Genomic DNA, 16999 nt, shown 5'->3' with positions numbered 1-16999 from the left:
GAGTCTCGGTTATGTTTGGCCGAAGGCTTGTGTCATGATGATCCGACCGCAGGTTAGTCGCCCTCTTCCTATATGAATAGATCTTCCGCGTTGTTCCTCGCCCTTGCCTTCCTCAGCGGTTGCCAGTCTCTGGCACCCGGCTCATCGGACGCTACATCGCCGGTGGAAGACAGTACCCCCGCCCCTGAAAAGCCCAAGGTCTACTCCTCGTTCAGTGAAGACACCATTTTCAGTCTGCTGAGCGCTGAACTGGCGGGCCAGCGCAATCGTTTCGACATTGCCCTGGACAACTACGTGACCCAGGCCATCAATACCCAGGACCCGGGCATTTCCGAGCGGGCCTTCCGCATCGCCGAATACCTGGGCGCCGATCAGGCGGCTCTGGATACTTCGCTGATCTGGGCCAAAAACGCCCCCGATGACCTCGAAGCGCAACGGGCTGCCGCGATCCAGCTGGCCCGGGCCGGACGTTATGACGACTCCATGCTTTATATGGAGAAGGTCCTGCAGGGCAAGGGCGACACGCATTTCGACTTTCTCGCCCTGTCGGCCGCCGATACCGATCAGGACACCCGCAACGGCCTGATGAAAAGCTTCGACCGCTTGTTGCAAAAGCACCCGCACAACAGCCAGCTGATCTTCGGCAAGGCCTTGTTGATGCAACAGGACGGCGACGCCAAGGATGCGCTGACCTTGCTGGAGCAGAATCCGCCGGAAGACGGCGAGGTGGCACCGCTGTTGTTGCGCGCCCGCCTGCTGCAAAGCCTCAACCGCGGCAAAGAAGCCCTGCCGCTGCTGGAAAAAAGCATCCGCAAGTACCCGGACGACAAGCGCCTGCGCCTGACCTACGCCCGCATGCTGGTGGAGCAGGACCGCATGGAGGACGCCAAGACCCAGTTCTCCAGCCTGGTCCAGCAGTATCCGGAAGACGACGAGCTGCGTTACTCCCTGGCACTGGTGTGCCTGGAAGCCAAGGCCTGGCAAGAAGCCAAGGGTTACCTGGAAGACCTGATCGCCCGGGAAAGCCACGAAGACTCGGCGCACCTGAACCTGGGGCGCATCGCCGAAGAGCTCAACGACCCGCAAGGAGCGTTGATCGAATACGGCCAGGTCGGCCCGGGCAACGACTATCTGCCGGCGCAACTGCGGCAGGCCGATATCCTGATGAACAATGGCCGCACCGACGAGGCGCAAAAACGCCTGGTAGCGGCCCGCGATGCCCAGCCCGACTACGCCATCCAGTTGTACCTGATCGAAGTCGAGACTCTGTCGGCGAACAACCAGGGCGACCGTGCCTGGAAAGTCATCCAGCAGGCTTTGCTGCAGTACCCCGACGACATGAACCTGCTCTACACCCGAGCCATGCAGGCGGAAAAACGCAATGACCTGGCGCAGATGGAAAAAGACCTTCGCCTGATCATCCAGCGCGAACCGGACAACGCCATGGCCCTGAACGCCTTGGGCTACACCTTGTCTGACCGTACGACACGCTACGCCGAAGCCAAGACGCTGATTGAACAGGCCCACCAACTGACCCCGGAAGACCCGGCGGTACTCGACAGCCTGGGCTGGGTGAACTTCCGCCTGGGTAACCTCGACGAAGCTGAGCGCCTGTTGCGTCAAGCCCTGGAGCGTTTCCCCGACCAGGAAGTCGCGGCGCACCTGGGCGAAGTGCTGTGGAACAACGGCAAGCAGCGCGAGGCCAAGCAGATCTGGAGCAAGTTCCTCAAGGACCAGCCAGACAGCCCCGTCCTGCGTGGCACCATCAAACGCCTGACCGGATCAGAGACCCTTTAAGACTATGTTTTTGCGCCACCTTATCGTTTTCAGCTTCATTGCCCTGCTCGCCGGTTGCGCCGGCTTTGGTGCCCGTGAGTCGGTGCAAGGCCAAGGCAATCCGGCGCAATGGCGCCTGTACAAAGATCAACTGACGGCCCTTGATGGCTGGCAGATCAACGGCAAGATCGGCATTCGCGCACCCAAGGATTCCGGCAGCGGCACCCTGTTCTGGCTGCAACGCCAGGATTACTACGACATCCGCCTGTCCGGCCCATTGGGTCGCGGCGCTGCACGTCTCACCGGTCGCCCCGGCAAGGTCAGCCTGGAAGTGGCCAACCAGGGTCGCTATGAAGCGGCCAGTCCGGAAACCCTTCTGGAAGAACAGATGGGCTGGAAATTACCGGTATCCCATCTAGCCTGGTGGGTCCGCGGCCTGCCCGCTCCCGACAGCAAAAGCCGCCTGACCCTGGACGGTGACAGCCATCTGGCGAGCCTGGAACAAGACGGCTGGCAAGTGGAATACAGCAGCTACTCGGAGCAGAACGGCTATTGGCTGCCTGAGCGCATCAAACTGCACGGCAGCGACCTTGATGTCACCCTGGTGATCAAGGAATGGCAACCGCGCAAGCTGGGGCAATGACATGGCCGTGGAAAAACTGACCCTGCCCTCGCCGGCCAAACTCAATCTGATGCTGCACATCCTCGGTCGCCGCGAAGATGGTTATCACGAACTGCAGACGCTGTTTCAGTTTCTCGACTACGGCGACGAGATCACCTTTGCCCTGCGTGATGACGGCGTGATTCAGTTGCACACCGAGTTCGACGGCGTACCTCACGACAGTAACCTGATCGTCAAGGCCGCGAAAAAACTCCAGGAACAATCCGGCTGCACACAGGGCATCGATATCTGGATCAACAAGATCCTGCCCATGGGCGGCGGCATCGGCGGCGGCAGCTCGAATGCCGCCACGACCCTGCTGGGCCTCAATCATCTCTGGCAATTGGGTTGGGACGAGGATCGACTGGCCGCCCTGGGGCTGACACTGGGTGCCGATGTCCCGGTTTTCGTACGTGGGCATGCAGCTTTCGCTGAAGGCGTGGGGGAAAAACTCACCCCTGTAGATCCCGACGAACCCTGGTATCTGGTACTGATCCCGCAAGTGTCTGTAAGTACAGCGGAAATTTTTTCCGATCCGTTGTTGACACGTGACACTCCGCCCATTAAAGTGCGCCCCGTTCCCAAGGGAAACAGCAGAAACGACTGCCTTCCGGTAGTCGCAAGGCGTTATCCAGAAGTACGTAACGCATTGAATTTGTTAGGTAAATTTACCGAAGCAAAACTGACTGGAACTGGAAGTTGTGTGTTTGGGGGCTTCCCAAGCAAAGCTGAAGCTGATAAAGTCTCGGCCCTTCTTACAGAGACCCTTACAGGGTTTGTCGCTAAAGGAAGCAACGTTTCGATGTTGCATCGCAAGCTGCAAAGTCTGCTCTAAAGGAACCGGGTACCAGGTACTCGAAGCAACAGATACAGGGGCGTCGCCAAGCGGTAAGGCAGCAGGTTTTGATCCTGCCATGCGTTGGTTCGAATCCAGCCGCCCCTGCCATTTTCCTATACTCATCCAGGTATACCCTCAGCCTTCAGGTACTGCGCGTGTCCAAGATGATGGTCTTTACGGGGAACGCTAACCCCGATCTGGCTCGGCGTGTCGTACGTCAGCTGCATATCCCTCTCGGTGACATCTCTGTTGGAAAATTTTCCGACGGCGAAATTACTGCCGAGATCAATGAAAATGTCCGCGGTAAAGACGTCTTCATTATTCAGCCGACTTGCGCTCCGACCAACGATAACCTGATGGAACTCGTCGTGATGGCTGATGCCTTCCGTCGCTCCTCAGCCACTCGTATCACTGCTGTTATTCCTTATTTTGGTTATGCCCGTCAGGATCGCCGTCCGCGTTCCGCACGTGTGGCTATCAGCGCGAAAGTTGTCGCTGACATGCTTACCGTAGTCGGCATTGACCGTGTTCTCACGGTTGATCTGCATGCTGACCAGATTCAGGGTTTCTTCGATATTCCGGTAGATAACATCTACGGCTCCCCAGTTCTGGTGGATGACATCGAAGATCAGCGTTTCGAAAACCTGATGATCGTGTCCCCGGACATTGGTGGCGTCGTGCGTGCACGTGCCGTGGCCAAGTCCCTGGGCGTGGACCTCGGGATCATCGACAAGCGTCGTGAGAAAGCCAATCACTCTGAAGTGATGCATATCATCGGCGATGTCGAAGGACGCACCTGCATTCTGGTCGATGACATGGTCGATACCGCCGGCACTCTGTGCCACGCGGCGAAGGCCCTGAAAGAGCATGGCGCAGCCAAGGTCTTTGCCTACTGCACACACCCTGTGCTGTCGGGTCGGGCCATCGAGAACATCGAAAATTCCATGCTGGACGAGCTGGTGGTGACTAACACCATCCCGCTGTCCGCTGCAGCACAAGCCTGTGCGCGTATCCGCCAACTGGATATCGCCCCGGTAGTTGCCGAAGCGGTTCGCCGCATCAGCAACGAAGAATCGATCAGCGCGATGTTCCGCTAAGGGCTTGCCCTGGCAGAACATCCCGATGACGAAAAGCGCCCCGTCCCAACCTGTGTTGGGACGGGGCTTTTTTGCCCATATCGCCTTTAGCGCTGGTCGCAAACGCTGGGGCGAATGTGGTTATTTTGGAGATACAACATGAACGATTTTACTCTGAATGCTGAAGTGCGTTCCGACCTGGGGAAAGGTGCGAGCCGCCGCCTGCGTCGTCTCGCAAGCCTGGTTCCAGCTGTAGTTTACGGTGGCGACAAAGCCCCTGAATCCATCAGCATGCTGGCCAAAGAAGTGGCCAAGCTGCTGGAAAACGAAGCTGCCTACAGCCACATCATCGAACTGAACGTCGGTGGCACCAAGCAGAGCGTTGTGATCAAGGCCCTGCAACGTCACCCGGCCAAAGGCCACGTGATGCACGCTGACTTCGTTCGCGTGATCGCCGGTCAGAAACTGACCGCCATGGTTCCAGTGCACCTGATCAACGAAGCAGCACCGATCAAGAAAGGCGGCGAGATCTTCCGCGCAGCTACCGAGATCGAAGTTTCCTGCCTGCCGAAAGACCTGCCTGAGTTCATCGAAGTCGACATGGCTGCGACTGACATCGGCACCGTGATCCACCTGTCCAACCTCAACGCTCCTAAAGGCGTTGAGTTTGTTGCTCTGGCACACGGCAACGACCTGGCTGTTGCCAACGTCTACGCCCCACGTGTTGCTGCTGAGACAGAAGAAGGCGCTGCAGAGTAATTCACTCTGACGCCGGAGTAAGCGGAACACATCGCGGACTGGAACGTAGCGAGAAAGCGGGCGAGAACGCGAAATTTGCCGCAAGGCAAACAAGTTTTTGTCGTCCACTTTCGCCGTAGCACCGGTTGCGGCGATGTTATCCATCACTCCAAAGAAGGGCCCCTATCGTGACTGCCATCAAACTGATCGTTGGCCTGGGTAATCCAGGCGCCGAATACGAACAGACCCGGCATAACGCAGGGGCCCTTTTTGTTGAGCGCATCGCCGAGAAACAAGGAATCAACCTTGTCGCCGATCGCAAATATTTCGGCCTGACCGGGCGCTTCAGTCACCAGGGTCAGGACATTCGTCTGTTGATTCCCACCACCTACATGAACCGTAGCGGCCAAGCCGTGGCGGCACTTGCCGGCTTCTTCCGCATCAAGCCGGAAGAAATCTTGGTGGCCCACGACGAACTCGACTTGCCACCCGGCGTTGCCAAACTCAAGACCGGCGGCGGGCATGGCGGGCACAACGGACTGCGGGACATCATCGCGCAGCTCGGTAATCAGAATACCTTTCACCGTCTGCGGCTCGGCATTGGCCACCCGGGCGTTGCCAGTATGGTTTCAAACTTTGTCCTGGGTCGTGCGCCTCGCGCCGAACAGGAAAAACTCGATGCCAGCATCGATTTTGCCCTCGGCGTGCTGCCGGATATCTTCGCCGGGGAATGGAACCGTGCGATGAAAAACCTGCACAGCCAGAAGGCCTGACTCTTATCCGAGGGGAAACACCATGGGATTCAATTGCGGCATCGTCGGCCTGCCTAACGTCGGCAAGTCCACCCTGTTCAACGCCCTGACCAAATCCGGGATCGCGGCCGAGAACTTCCCCTTCTGCACCATCGAGCCCAACACCGGCATCGTGCCAATGCCCGATCCGCGCCTGGACGCCCTGGCCGCCATCGTGGTGCCGGAGCGCGTGCTGCCGACCACCATGGAGTTCGTCGACATCGCCGGCCTGGTAGCCGGTGCCTCGAAAGGTGAAGGCCTGGGTAACAAGTTCCTGGCCAACATCCGCGAAACCGATGCCATCGCCCACGTGGTCCGCTGCTTCGAAGACGACAACGTGATCCACGTGTCCAATAGCGTTGATCCCAAGCGCGACATCGAGATCATCGACCTGGAACTGATCTTCGCCGACCTCGACAGCTGCGAGAAGCAACTGCAGAAGGTCACGCGCAACGCCAAGGGCGGCGACAAGGATGCAGTGGCGCAGAAAGCCCTGCTGGAACAGCTGATCGCCCACTTCACCGAAGGCAAACCAGCCCGCAGCCTGATGAAGGACATGAACGCCGACGAGAAGGCGATCATCCGCGGTTTCCACCTGCTGACCACCAAGCCGGTGATGTACATCGCCAACGTCGCTGAAGACGGTTTCGAGAACAACCCGCTGCTGGACGTGGTCAAGGCCATCGCCGAAGAAGAAGGCGCGATCGTGGTGCCGGTGTGCAACAAGATCGAAGCGGAAATCGCCGAGCTCGATGACGGCGAAGAAAAGGACATGTTCCTCGAGGCCCTGGGCCTGGAAGAGCCAGGCCTGAACCGGGTGATCCGCGCCGGCTACGAAATGCTCAACCTGCAGACCTACTTCACCGCCGGGGTGAAGGAAGTTCGCGCCTGGACCGTACGCGTGGGTGCCACCGCGCCGCAAGCCGCTGCCGTGATCCACACCGACTTCGAAAAAGGCTTTATCCGTGCCGAAGTCATTGCCTACGACGACTTCATCCAGTTCAAGGGTGAAGCCGGCGCCAAGGAAGCCGGTAAATGGCGCCTGGAAGGCAAGGAGTACATCGTCAAGGATGGCGACGTGATGCACTTCCGCTTCAACGTGTGATCCCTTCAGCCCCATTGCCTGGCAATGGGGCTGAATCCCCGCTACATCCAGCGACCTCAGAAGTAGGTGGTCGCCCCCGCGAAGAACGCCCGTCCGGGCACATAGAAGTTGGTCGATCCGTCCCGCAGGTCCTTATCCATCAAGTTCTGCACACCACCGTTCAAGGTCAGCCACTTGGTTAACGCCAGGTTCGCCGTCAGGTCGTAGGTGGTATAGGACTGCACGAAATCATTGCCCATGCCCCGCTGCTTGCCGACGTGCTGCGCCGACAACTCAGTGCTCAAACGGTCGTTGACCTGCCAGTCCAGTGCACTGAACAACGACAACTTGGGCGCGCTGATCAGCTCTTCGCCAGTGGACAGGTTCTTGCTCTCGAGCATGTAAGTGGCATTGGTCCGCCAAGATACGGACTCACCCAGCGGCACCCGGGTGGAGCCTTCCCAGCCACGGGTACGCGCCTTGTCGACGTTTTCCAGCATGGTCCACCAGCGGCCCTGATACTTGCCCAGCGGACCGTATTCGATCTTGTCGGTGAAGTCGGTGTGGAAGTAAGTCAGGCCGGCTTCCCAACCGTCATGATCGAACGACACGCCGATTTCCTTGTTGGTGCTGGTTTCCGGCATCAGGTTCGGGTTGCCGGCCATCCAGCAACTGCCCCGGTCATAGCCCAATGGACGCAGCGAACCACATCCCCGGCCACCAGACTCGGTCGCGGCACCCGCACTGCCCTCTTTCAGGCTCGGAGCACGGAAACCCTTGGAAACCCCGCCACGTACGGTCCAGTCCGGGTGCGGGTGATACACCACATAGGCCCGTGGGCTGTTGTGGTTACCATATTTGTCGCTGTGGTCGAAACGATTGCCCAGGGTCAGGGACAGGTTGTCCAGCAGGAACAGTTCATCCTCGATAAAGGCCGCCGAGTAATCGCCCTTCAAGGTCGAGCCATTGACCGGCGCGCCCTGGTAATCCACCGGTACGGTGCCAAGGGTATTGGTGTTGGTCAGCTCCTCGCGCTTCCATTGCCCGCCCAGCGTCAGGCGCTGATCCACCAGTAGCTCGAAGGGTAGATTGAGGCTGCCCTCGACGATCTTCTCCTCGGAGTTGGCTTTGCCCATATCAAGGTCGTTGCGGTACTTGTTCAGATAGGCATCGAGCTTCGAGGTACCAAAGCTCCAATTGCCGGTGTGGGACAGGATGTAGCTGTCGCGCGTCAGTCGGCTGGGGCCGAAGGCGCCACCAATGGTTTCGTCCCAGTCACCAAAGGTCTTCTTTGATGCCCAGGAGTTTTCGACACCGTGCACCGCCTCGAAGGACAAGCTCTGCTCTTCATTGATCTGCCAGTCCAGCAGAGCATTCACGCTCTGATCCTTTGACCCGCCCGCACCGTCGTCGTACATGAAATCGCCTTGGGCATCGCGCCGCGCCGTGACTTCATCCGCCGCCCGACGCGTAACGTTGGCCCCCAGGCGCAGGCCCAGGGACTCGGTCAATGGCCCCGCCGCATTCACACTGTATTGGGTGGTCTGGCCACGATCGGAGTCCTTGGGCACGGTGATGTTGGTACTGGCCGAGCCGGTCCAGGTCCGCGAGACCTTGCGAGTGATGATGTTGATCACCCCACCCATGGCGTCCGAGCCATACAGCGACGACATCGGGCCGCGAACAATCTCGATGCGCTCGATCATGTTCGGCGAGATCCAGTTCAGGTCCTGACGCGCCAGGTCACGGCGATAGCTCAGGTCAGCAGAGCTGCCGACGCGCTTGCCGTCCACCAGGATCAGCGTGTACTTATCGTCCAGCCCCCGCAGCTTGATCTTCGACTGCTCGCCCACAGGACCGAAACCACCGGTCACTCCCGGCACCCGACGCAACAGCGTATTGAGGTCGTAGACCGGCTGGCGCTCGATTTCCTCGCGGGTAATGACACTGACACTGGCCGGAGCATCCTTGAGGTCCGTGGCGCCACCGGTGGCGGTGACGAACGCAGTGTCCAATTCAAGCGCTGCAGGGGCAGCCTTGTCACCGGCCTCGCTGGCGTGTAGCACCGGGGCGGCAAGGCTGACACCAGCACTCAACAGCAGGGAATTGAACAGGCAGGAACTGACTTTCATTACACACAATCCTTGTCGATTCAATGCACCCTAGAGGTGCACTAGAAGGGAGAAGGTCCGGAGTGTAATGCTAATGATTAGCATTTATAAATAGATATATTTCAAAACAGATACATTCACGGCAGAGCACTGTTCGTAGATCGACGCGCTAAAACCGTCCCATGAGCGCGGACGGTTGCAGCATCAATGCCTCAGCAAACGTCTTCGTAAGGCAGGCCCACATAGTTCTCGGCAATGTTCACCAGGCCCGCTTGGGAGTTGAGGAAATACTCGCGGTCGGCCTGCTGCATCTTGTGATCCCAGGCGTCCTGGTACTCGCCAAAGTCGTGCAGCAGGTTGGTCATGAACCAGCTGAAACGCTCGCCCTTCCAGACTCGGCGCAGTGCCAGCTCGGAATACTTCTCCAGCAGGTCGGTGCGCCCTTCTCGATAAACCTTGACCAGAATGCGGTACAGGTAACACACATCGGAAGCCGCCAGGTTCAGGCCCTTGGCGCCTGTAGGCGGGACGATGTGGGCAGCGTCCCCCACCAGGAACAGCTTGCCGTACTGCATCGGCTCCACCACATAGCTGCGCAGCGGCGCGATACTTTTTTCCAGTGACGGCCCGGTGACCAGGTCATCCGCCACATCCGCCGGCAAGCGCGCCTTGAGCTCGTCCCAGAAGCGCTCATCGGACCAGTCCTCGACCGTGTCGGTCAGCGGCACTTGCAGGTAATAACGGCTGCGAGTCAGGGAGCGCTGGCTGCAAAGCACGAAACCGCGTGGGTGCTGGCCATAGATCAGTTCATGGTTGACCGGCGGAGTATCGGACAGCAGCCCCAGCCAACCGAACGGGTACTCGCGCTCATAGTGAGTGAGTACTTCCTCGGGAATGCTCTTGCGCGCAACGCCATGAAAACCATCACAACCGGCAATGTAGTCGCAATCGATGCGGTGAAGCTGGCCGTCCTTTTCATAGGTGATGTAGGGCTGCCCATCCTTCATGCCATGAGGCTGTACGTTGTCTGCCGAGTAAATAATCGGTGCACCGCTGGCGGCGCGGGCCGCCATCAGGTCGCGGGTGACTTCAGTCTGGCCGTAGACCATCACCGTCTTGCCGCCGGTCAGTGCCTTGAGGTCGATGCGCACACGCTTGCCACCCATCAACAACTCCACCCCTTCGTGAACCAGGCCCTCAGCGTCCATGCGCTGGGCGACCCCCGCCTCGCGCATCATATCCACGGTGCCTTGCTCCAGGACTCCAGCGCGGATACGACCGAGCACATAGTCCGGGGTCTGACGTTCGACAATCACCGTGTCGATGCCAGCCTTGTGCAACAGCTGGCCGAGTAGCAGACCCGAAGGTCCGGCGCCGATAATCGCAACCTGAGTTTTCATTGTTGTCGTCTCATGAGGGCATTCCAGTCACCCGGTGGGCGAAGGCTGGAAATTATGGTTATTGTTGTACCCCTGCATTTTTACCGACAAAAATTAGAAAAAATGGTGATTAACCGGCGTAAAAATGCACTTTTGAAAACAGCGTTCGATTATCGAGCACTCTGCCCGTACTGATCCGAAGGGTCGCTTCCCATGAAAACCAGCCGCTCCAGCATCCCCGTGTTCAAGCTCTATGGCGAAAACCAGGCCTGGCCGACACCGGACCTGCTGCACTGCGAATCCATCCCCAAACGCAGCAGCCTGCACCATTGGGAGATCAAGCCGCACCGCCACGCCGACCTCTACCAACTGCTGTATGTGCAACGGGGTCAGGCCCTCGTGGAGGTCGAGGGGCGCCGCCAGGAAGTGCGCGAGGCGTCAATCCAGGTGGTCCCACCATTAATGGTCCACGGCTTCCAGTTTTCCGAGAACATCGAAGGGTATGTGCTGACTCTTGGGGCGCCACTGGTGGCGCAACTGGAAACGCAATTGGGCGCCCCCCTGGCGGTGCTCGCATCTTCCGGCTGCTACCCGGTGGGCCGCGACCGGCTCAGCCTCAACACCTTGTTCAAGGCACTGCTGGACGAATACGAAGGCAGCGCATCGACCCGGGACCTGTTGCTGCATTCGCTGGTCAACGTGCTGGTGGTATGGATCAGTCGTCGTGGCCAGCAGAACACCCCGCCGAGCAACCGCAGTGAGCGCAACCAGCAATTGCTGGGGCACTTCATCAAGCTGGTGGAACAGCACTATCAGGAGCATCCCACGGTGGAGTCCCTGGCTCACCGCATCGGCCTGTCCAGCGTGCACCTCAATACCCTGTGCCGGGAACTGGCCGGGCAGACTGCGCTGCAGATCCTCCACCAGCGCCTGATGCTGGAAGCCAAGCGCGGCCTGATCTACACCAACATCAGCATCAGCCAGCTGTCGGACAACCTGGGCTTCAGCGATCCCACCTACTTCTCGCGCTTCTTCAAACGCCTCAGCGGCCAATCGCCCAATCACTTCCGACAGGGCACCGGGCACGCCACGCCGGGCGACTGAGCTACCACGAGTTTTATGCAAACAGCCGATTTCTCTTAACAAATCTCGCCACGAAGCGATCCACACGCGCCACCAGGCACTGCCAGCGAAGGCTATCAACATGATTTAAAAGGGAAAAATAGAAAACGAGCGGTTGGCACACTAGTTGAAATGTTCTGCCCGCACTCCTGGATCCACGTCCAGCGAATGCCCCCATAACAATAAGGCAGACCTTCTCATGCATCAGATTTCCTTGCGCCTGCGCGCCCTTGCTCTCACCTCCAGCCTGCTGCTGAGCGGCCACGCTTCCTGGGTCCAGGCCAGCGAAGGCGGTGTTTCTTCCTGGCCCATGGGCATCGAGCTCTACGGGATGGGCATCCTGCCACCGCCCGGGACCTACGCTCAGGTATTCGTCGGCAACTACCTCGCCGACAGCCTGCGAGACAATGGCGGACACCAGGCGGCAGCCATCGACCTGCGCGTCACCAGCGTGGTGCCGCGCCTGGTCTGGGTTACCGAACAGCAGGTGCTGGGGGGCAATCTCGGCTTCCACGCCTTGCTGCCCCTCAACGACATGCGCCTGAACCTCAAGAACGGCCCCCATGAGCAAAAGCGCGGTATCGGAGACGCCCACCTCGGCCCGGTGCTGGGCTTTCATCACAGCGACAAGTTCCACAGCGCCCTGGGAGTCGACTTTGTGCTGCCCACCGGCGGTGAATACGACAAGCACGACCTGATCAACCTGGGGAACAACTACTACACGGTGCAGGCGGTCTATGCCATGACCTACACCGACCCCGCCGGACTCAACGCCGACGTGCGCCTGATGCACGACTACAACTTCGAAAACCGCGCCACCCATTATCAGTCCGGGCGCGAGTTGCATGCCGACTACAGCCTCGGCTGGGGGCTGGACAACGGTTGGGTGATCGGCGTCGGCGGGCACGCCTATCAACAGATCAGCGACGACCAGTGCAGCGTTGCCAACTGCGCGGCCGCAGCCCTGGTGCAAGCCCGCGACGGCAACCGCGGACGCTCCTTCGCCATCGGTCCCGCGCTGCAATACACCAGCAGGAACGGCTGGTCGCTGAGCGCCAAATGGCAGGACGAATCGGGGGTACGCAACCGCGCTGAAGGCCAGGCCTACTGGCTGAAGTTCACCACTGCACTCTGACCCGCGGCCAACGGCGCAACCTTGCCCCGATGCGGGCGAGGTGCCCGCTCAACGGCCTTTGAGGCGATAGCTGACCTGGGCCCGGCTCATGCCAAGCATCTGTGCAGCTGCCGTGATATTGCCAGCGGAGCGCTCCAGCGCCAGACGCACCAACCGCAACTCGATCTCCTCCAGTGACGTACCCAGGGCCGGCGCCCGCCCAGAGAGAAACGCCTGCAGGCTGGCCAGCTCGGGTTCCTCGACCGGCGCTTGATCCGTCTTGGCCGACGCAACCACCGGCGCCGCTTCATTCCGCATCGGCGGCGCCGACAGACGCCCTTCAGCGGTCAGTCCAATCGCCATCCCCGCCAGCGGCGTTCCCGCCTCGCTGAGATGCACCACATCCATGACCTCACCTTCGCCGGCCGCGATCACCCCACGCTCGATAAGGTTCTGCAATTCACGAATATTGCCGGGGAAGCGATAAGTCAGCAGCGCATTCACCAGCCGCGTGCTGAAGCCTGCCAGTTGCCGTCCATGGCGCAGGCTGAAGCGGTGCAGGAAGTAACTCATCAGCAGTGGAATGTCTTCACGCCGTTCACGCAGGGGCGGCAGGTGAATGGGAAACACATTCAAGCGATAGAACAGATCCTCGCGAAAACGCCCGGCCTCGACCTCGCGTCGCAGATCGAGGTTGGTCGCGGCGATCACCCGTACATCCACCTGCAGCGACTCAGTACCACCGACTCGCTCGATCTCGCCCTCCTGCAGGGCCCGCAGGATCTTGCTCTGGGCGCTGAGGCTGAGGGTGGCGATTTCATCGAGAAACAAGGTGCCACCGTGGGCCCGCTCAAAGCGCCCGGGACGCGAGCGGTCGGCGCCAGTAAAAGCCCCCCGCTCCACCCCGAATAGTTCGGCCTCCACCAGGTTTTCCGGCAGGGTCGCGCAGTTCAGCGCCACCAACGGCTGATGCTGACGGGCGCTGGCCTGATGCAGATTGCGTGCAAACAGCTCCTTGCCCACCCCCGACTCCCCGGTCAGCAGGACTGTCGCCTGGGTCGGCGCCACCCGTTGCAGCAACTGGCTGGCCGCCACAAAGGCGGCAGAGATCCCCACCAACTGCTTGTCACCCACCGGAGCCTCCAGCTCGGCGACCGTGGTCTCGCCCTTCGAGACATAGGCACTGCGGCTAAGGAAATCACCGGCGTCCAGGTACATCAGGTCGACATCAATGTCGTCCCACTGCTGGGCCGGCTTGCCGACAATACGACAGGCCGCCTGTCCCATCGACCGGCACTCCAGCTCGCGGAACACCACCAGCCGCCCCAGCAATGACGAGGCGTAGCCACTGGCGTAGCCGATCTCCATCCAGCACGCCGGCTCGCCCCCCAGGCCATAAGCGGCGATGTGCTCATCGTCCTCCAGGGAGTTGTGCCACAGAAACTCCGAATAGAAATGCCCGATGCTGGAGTCGATTTCGAAACGCACCACCTCGACATTGACCATGCCTTCAAGCATGTGCAGACGTGGCCCGGCACTGTAGAGACTGGCGTGATCCCCTTCCGGCCACTGCTCGCTGACCTGGGCCGCATCCCGGGCGCCCGCCTGCCAGCCGATACGGGTGATCAGTCCGCGGGCCTTGTCGAAACCCAGCGCCTCGATCAACTCGCGTCGGATGGCGCCGAACGCCGCCCCCTGCATCAGCAGCATCCGCTGTCCGCACAACCAGATGCTGCCGTCCTGAGGAGCAAAGGCCACCGTCTCTGCCAGTTGCGCGGCCGAGGGCAGGCCGCTGACCTCGAACTGGCTGGTGCGATCGACGATCAAGCGCTTGTGTCGGCCCAGCACCTGCTTGAGAAAGTCTTCATCCGCAGAACGAACGGGCTTGCTGGAAGGAGAACGAGTCATGGGCAGGCAACCGGCAGCTCAGGGAGCTTGCAGTATGCCCCGGCGCTTTACCGGGTCAATCGTCATCCCTGCCCCCCGCGGGCTCACCGCTGATTCTGGCCGGTAACCGCACAGTATCCACAGCCATGCTGGCGCGCCGAGCTTTCGACAGGGCTACGACTTCTCTGCATAAATTTCCGCAGCCCGCGCTGTAGCGCTCACTCAATCACTGCATAAAAAATCGAAAATAATTAATAACTAATTGTTTTTAAACAATATTTTCATGAAAAAACCATCTGGCACGATAGTTGTTATGCACAGGCAGATGCTCATCCATAACAAAAGAACAGGTGACCTTGCCATGCCCTCCGCCCACCTTGCGCCCGCTCTTCCCTGCACCTTGCCGCCCCATAAGCGCCTGCGTTGCTCCGTTCGGCTCGTCCAGAACCTTGCCGCACTCGGCTGACATGCCGCTGTAGCGGTAATCGCCTCACACCCTCCCGCGCCATCGGCTTGACTGCCGAGCGCCGAGCTATGGCCACGAACAAGAGAAACCCCATGACCCTGACTCGACCTGCCTATCAACACCTCGAACTGCAACCTCTCGCCGGACAATGGCGAGCCGGCAGCAGCGGCCGTGCGCTCCGCGTATTCGACCCCTTCACCCAGGAATGCCTGCTGCAGATCAGCCTGGCCAATCGTCAGGACCTCGATGCGGCTTATGCCGGAGCCCAACAGGCCCAGGTGCAATGGGCCGCCAACGGGCCGGCGGAACGAGGCCAAGTGCTGCTCAACGCCGCACGGATCTTCGATGAGCGCCGCGAAGAGATCATCGACTGGCTGATCCGCGAGTCCGGCAGCACGCGGATCAAGGCGCAGATCGAATGGGGCGCTGCCCGCGCCATCATCGTTGAATCGGCCAGCCTGCCCAGCCGGGTACACGGACGGATTGTCGCCTCCAACATTCCCGGCAAGGAAAGCCGCGTCTACCGCAAGCCGCTGGGGGTCATCGGAGTCATCAGCCCATGGAACTTCCCCCTGCACCTGAGCGCCCGCTCCCTGGCTCCGGCCCTGGCCCTGGGCAACGCGGTGGTGATCAAGCCGGCCAGCGACACACCGGTGACCGGCGGCCTGCTGCTGGCACGGATTTTCGAGGAGGCGGGCCTGCCCGCCGGGGTCCTCAGCGTGGTGGTCGGCGCCGGAGCGGAAATCGGCGATGCCTTTGTCGAGCACCCGGTCCCGGCGTTCATTTCCTTTACCGGCTCGACCCAGGTGGGCCGCAACATCGGGCGCATTGCCAGCGGCGGCGAACACCTCAAGCACGTGGCCCTGGAGCTGGGTGGCAATAGCCCGTTCGTGGTCCTGGCCGACGCTGATGTCGAACAAGCGGTGAACGCCGCCGTAGTGGGCAAGTTCCTGCATCAGGGACAGATCTGCATGGCGATCAATCGCATCATCGTCGAGCAACCGCTGCTGCAGGCCTTCACCCAACGCTTTGTCGAACGGGTCAAAGCGCTGCCCTACGGCGACCCGAGCCTGGCCGCCACCGTGGTCGGCCCGGTGATCAACAGCAAACAACTGGCCGGCCTGCAAGACAAGATCAGCCTGGCCCTGGCCGAAGGCGCGACCTTGCTGCTGGGTAGCGCCGCCTTGGGCAATGTCCTGCCTCCCCATGTGTTCGGCAACGTCAGCGCCGACATGGAGATCGCCCGGGAGGAAATCTTCGGCCCACTGGTGGGCATCCAGTGCGCGCGGGATGCCGAGCACGCCCTGGAACTGGCCAATGCCAGTGAATATGGCCTGTCCAGCGCCGTGTTCAGCGCCAGCCTGGAACGCGGCGCGCAGTTCGCCCAGCGCCTGCATGCCGGCATGAGTCACGTCAACGACATGCCGGTCAACGACGAGCCCAACGCGCCCTTTGGTGGTGAGAAGAACTCCGGCCTGGGCCGCTTCAACGGCGACTGGGCAATCGACGAGTTCACCACCGACCACTGGATCACCCTGCAACACGCACCGCGCCCCTACCCCTTCTGACCCAGGCGCTCATCAACCGATCCATCCATAACAATACGGAGTACGCAATGTCCTCGCTCCTCAACAGCTCAGCTGTGAAACGGACCCTTGCCCTGTGCCTGGCACTGCCCTTGGCGATGCTTGCCGGACAGGCCGCCGCCGATGGCGACGGCGTCTGGAAAAATGGTGAAAACGTCTACGCCAAGGTCTGCGGCCACTGCCATGAACACAACGTCGGACCGCTGATCAAGGGCCGCCAATTGCCAGCGCCCTACATCACTGCGGTAGTGCGCAACGGCTTTCGGGCAATGCCGGCCTTCCCGGCCTCCTTCATCGACGACAACGCCTTGCAGCAAGTCGCCGACTACATATCCAAGGCACCGGCTGCGGCTGCCCAACCTTGAGGAGA

14 protein-coding genes and 1 tRNA gene are annotated in these 16999 nt (G+C 60.4%); 12 read left to right on the top strand and 3 right to left on the bottom strand.

The features are described 5' to 3' along the window. The first annotated feature begins 72 nt into the window (after positions 1-72). From GV818_RS29255 to ychF, 8 genes are all read left to right on the top strand, one after another. Entirely contained in the window at positions 73-1797 is a 1725-nt protein-coding gene (locus tag GV818_RS29255; protein ID WP_161756804.1) for a tetratricopeptide repeat protein, read from the top strand. A gap of 4 nt (positions 1798-1801) precedes the next feature. Next, positions 1802-2419 carry a lipoprotein insertase outer membrane protein LolB gene (gene lolB / locus GV818_RS29250; protein ID WP_161756805.1) on the top strand — a complete coding sequence of 206 codons (618 nt, stop codon included), beginning with the start codon at positions 1802-1804 and terminating at the stop codon, positions 2417-2419. A gap of 1 nt (position 2420) precedes the next feature. Next, positions 2421-3272: a 4-(cytidine 5'-diphospho)-2-C-methyl-D-erythritol kinase gene (ispE, locus tag GV818_RS29245; RefSeq protein ID WP_161756806.1), complete on the top strand. Its 852-nt coding sequence runs from the start codon at positions 2421-2423 to the stop codon at positions 3270-3272. Between the two features lie 36 nt (positions 3273-3308). Continuing rightward, positions 3309-3383, top strand: a tRNA-Gln gene (locus GV818_RS29240). 47 nt (positions 3384-3430) lie between these two features. After that, positions 3431-4372, top strand: coding sequence for a ribose-phosphate pyrophosphokinase (locus tag GV818_RS29235; protein ID WP_161756807.1), 942 nt, complete (start codon positions 3431-3433; stop codon positions 4370-4372). Between the two features lie 138 nt (positions 4373-4510). Then, the gene (locus GV818_RS29230) at positions 4511-5110 is read left to right on the top strand and encodes a 50S ribosomal protein L25/general stress protein Ctc (protein WP_161756808.1); all 600 of its coding nucleotides are present in this window, start codon (positions 4511-4513) and stop codon (positions 5108-5110) included. 167 nt (positions 5111-5277) lie between these two features. Beyond that, on the top strand, positions 5278-5862 hold the full coding sequence (gene pth, locus GV818_RS29225) for an aminoacyl-tRNA hydrolase (RefSeq protein ID WP_161756809.1): 585 nt from the start codon (positions 5278-5280) through the stop codon (positions 5860-5862). A 22-nt stretch (positions 5863-5884) separates the two neighbouring features. Further along, entirely contained in the window at positions 5885-6985 is a 1101-nt protein-coding gene (gene ychF, locus GV818_RS29220; RefSeq protein ID WP_161756810.1) for a redox-regulated ATPase YchF, read from the top strand. A 56-nt stretch (positions 6986-7041) separates the two neighbouring features. Here the strand turns inward: ychF and GV818_RS29215 are convergent, their stop codons facing one another. Together GV818_RS29215 and pobA are read right to left on the bottom strand one after the other, a co-directional pair. Next, on the bottom strand, positions 7042-9096 hold the full coding sequence (locus GV818_RS29215; RefSeq protein WP_161756813.1) for a TonB-dependent receptor domain-containing protein: 2055 nt from the start codon (positions 9094-9096) through the stop codon (positions 7042-7044). A gap of 191 nt (positions 9097-9287) precedes the next feature. Beyond that, a complete protein-coding gene (pobA, locus tag GV818_RS29210) occupies positions 9288-10475 on the bottom strand; it encodes a 4-hydroxybenzoate 3-monooxygenase (protein WP_161778222.1) in 1188 nt (395 codons plus the stop codon). Positions 10476-10667: 192 nt separating this feature from the next. Between pobA and GV818_RS29205 the strand changes: the two genes are divergently transcribed. Both GV818_RS29205 and GV818_RS29200 read left to right on the top strand, forming a co-directional pair. Further along, entirely contained in the window at positions 10668-11558 is an 891-nt protein-coding gene (locus GV818_RS29205) for a helix-turn-helix domain-containing protein (RefSeq protein ID WP_161756815.1), read from the top strand. Between the two features lie 217 nt (positions 11559-11775). Beyond that, positions 11776-12711: a SphA family protein gene (locus GV818_RS29200; RefSeq protein WP_161778221.1), complete on the top strand. Its 936-nt coding sequence runs from the start codon at positions 11776-11778 to the stop codon at positions 12709-12711. Positions 12712-12759: 48 nt separating this feature from the next. On the opposite strand, the gene GV818_RS29195 is transcribed toward GV818_RS29200, so the two are convergent. Continuing rightward, positions 12760-14598: a sigma-54-dependent Fis family transcriptional regulator gene (locus tag GV818_RS29195; protein WP_161778220.1), complete on the bottom strand. Its 1839-nt coding sequence runs from the start codon at positions 14596-14598 to the stop codon at positions 12760-12762. A 537-nt stretch (positions 14599-15135) separates the two neighbouring features. Between GV818_RS29195 and pchA the strand changes: the two genes are divergently transcribed. Both pchA and GV818_RS29185 read left to right on the top strand, forming a co-directional pair. Then, complete coding sequence (gene pchA / locus GV818_RS29190) at positions 15136-16611, top strand: 4-hydroxybenzaldehyde dehydrogenase (protein ID WP_161778219.1); 1476 nt, start codon at positions 15136-15138, stop codon at positions 16609-16611. A gap of 47 nt (positions 16612-16658) precedes the next feature. Further along, a complete protein-coding gene (locus tag GV818_RS29185) occupies positions 16659-16994 on the top strand; it encodes a c-type cytochrome (RefSeq protein ID WP_161756819.1) in 336 nt (111 codons plus the stop codon). Positions 16995-16999 lie beyond the last annotated feature (5 nt).

Source organism: Pseudomonas sp. Fl4BN1, from assembly GCF_009908285.1.
Classification (GTDB): Bacteria; Pseudomonadota; Gammaproteobacteria; order Pseudomonadales; family Pseudomonadaceae; genus Aquipseudomonas.
The sequence above is the reverse complement of the archived record's forward strand: the minus strand, read 5'-3'. Positions and strand labels throughout refer to the sequence as shown.

Bases quoted from the DNA above. Each gene is read 5' to 3' on its own strand.
- GV818_RS29205 (WP_161756815.1), top strand. From the start codon at position 10,668: ATGAAAACCAGCCGCTCCAGCATCCCCGTGTTCAAGCTCTATGGCGAA.
- GV818_RS29255 (WP_161756804.1), top strand. From the start codon at position 73: ATGAATAGATCTTCCGCGTTGTTCCTCGCCCTTGCCTTCCTCAGCGGT.
- pchA (WP_161778219.1), top strand. From the start codon at position 15,136: ATGACCCTGACTCGACCTGCCTATCAACACCTCGAACTGCAACCTCTC.
- GV818_RS29230 (WP_161756808.1), top strand. From the start codon at position 4,511: ATGAACGATTTTACTCTGAATGCTGAAGTGCGTTCCGACCTGGGGAAA.
- lolB (WP_161756805.1), top strand. From the start codon at position 1,802: ATGTTTTTGCGCCACCTTATCGTTTTCAGCTTCATTGCCCTGCTCGCC.
- pobA (WP_161778222.1), bottom strand. From the start codon at position 10,475: ATGAAAACTCAGGTTGCGATTATCGGCGCCGGACCTTCGGGTCTGCTA.
- ispE (WP_161756806.1), top strand. From the start codon at position 2,421: ATGGCCGTGGAAAAACTGACCCTGCCCTCGCCGGCCAAACTCAATCTG.
- GV818_RS29215 (WP_161756813.1), bottom strand. From the start codon at position 9,096: ATGAAAGTCAGTTCCTGCCTGTTCAATTCCCTGCTGTTGAGTGCTGGT.
- GV818_RS29185 (WP_161756819.1), top strand. From the start codon at position 16,659: ATGTCCTCGCTCCTCAACAGCTCAGCTGTGAAACGGACCCTTGCCCTG.
- GV818_RS29200 (WP_161778221.1), top strand. From the start codon at position 11,776: ATGCATCAGATTTCCTTGCGCCTGCGCGCCCTTGCTCTCACCTCCAGC.
- ychF (WP_161756810.1), top strand. From the start codon at position 5,885: ATGGGATTCAATTGCGGCATCGTCGGCCTGCCTAACGTCGGCAAGTCC.
- GV818_RS29195 (WP_161778220.1), bottom strand. From the start codon at position 14,598: ATGACTCGTTCTCCTTCCAGCAAGCCCGTTCGTTCTGCGGATGAAGAC.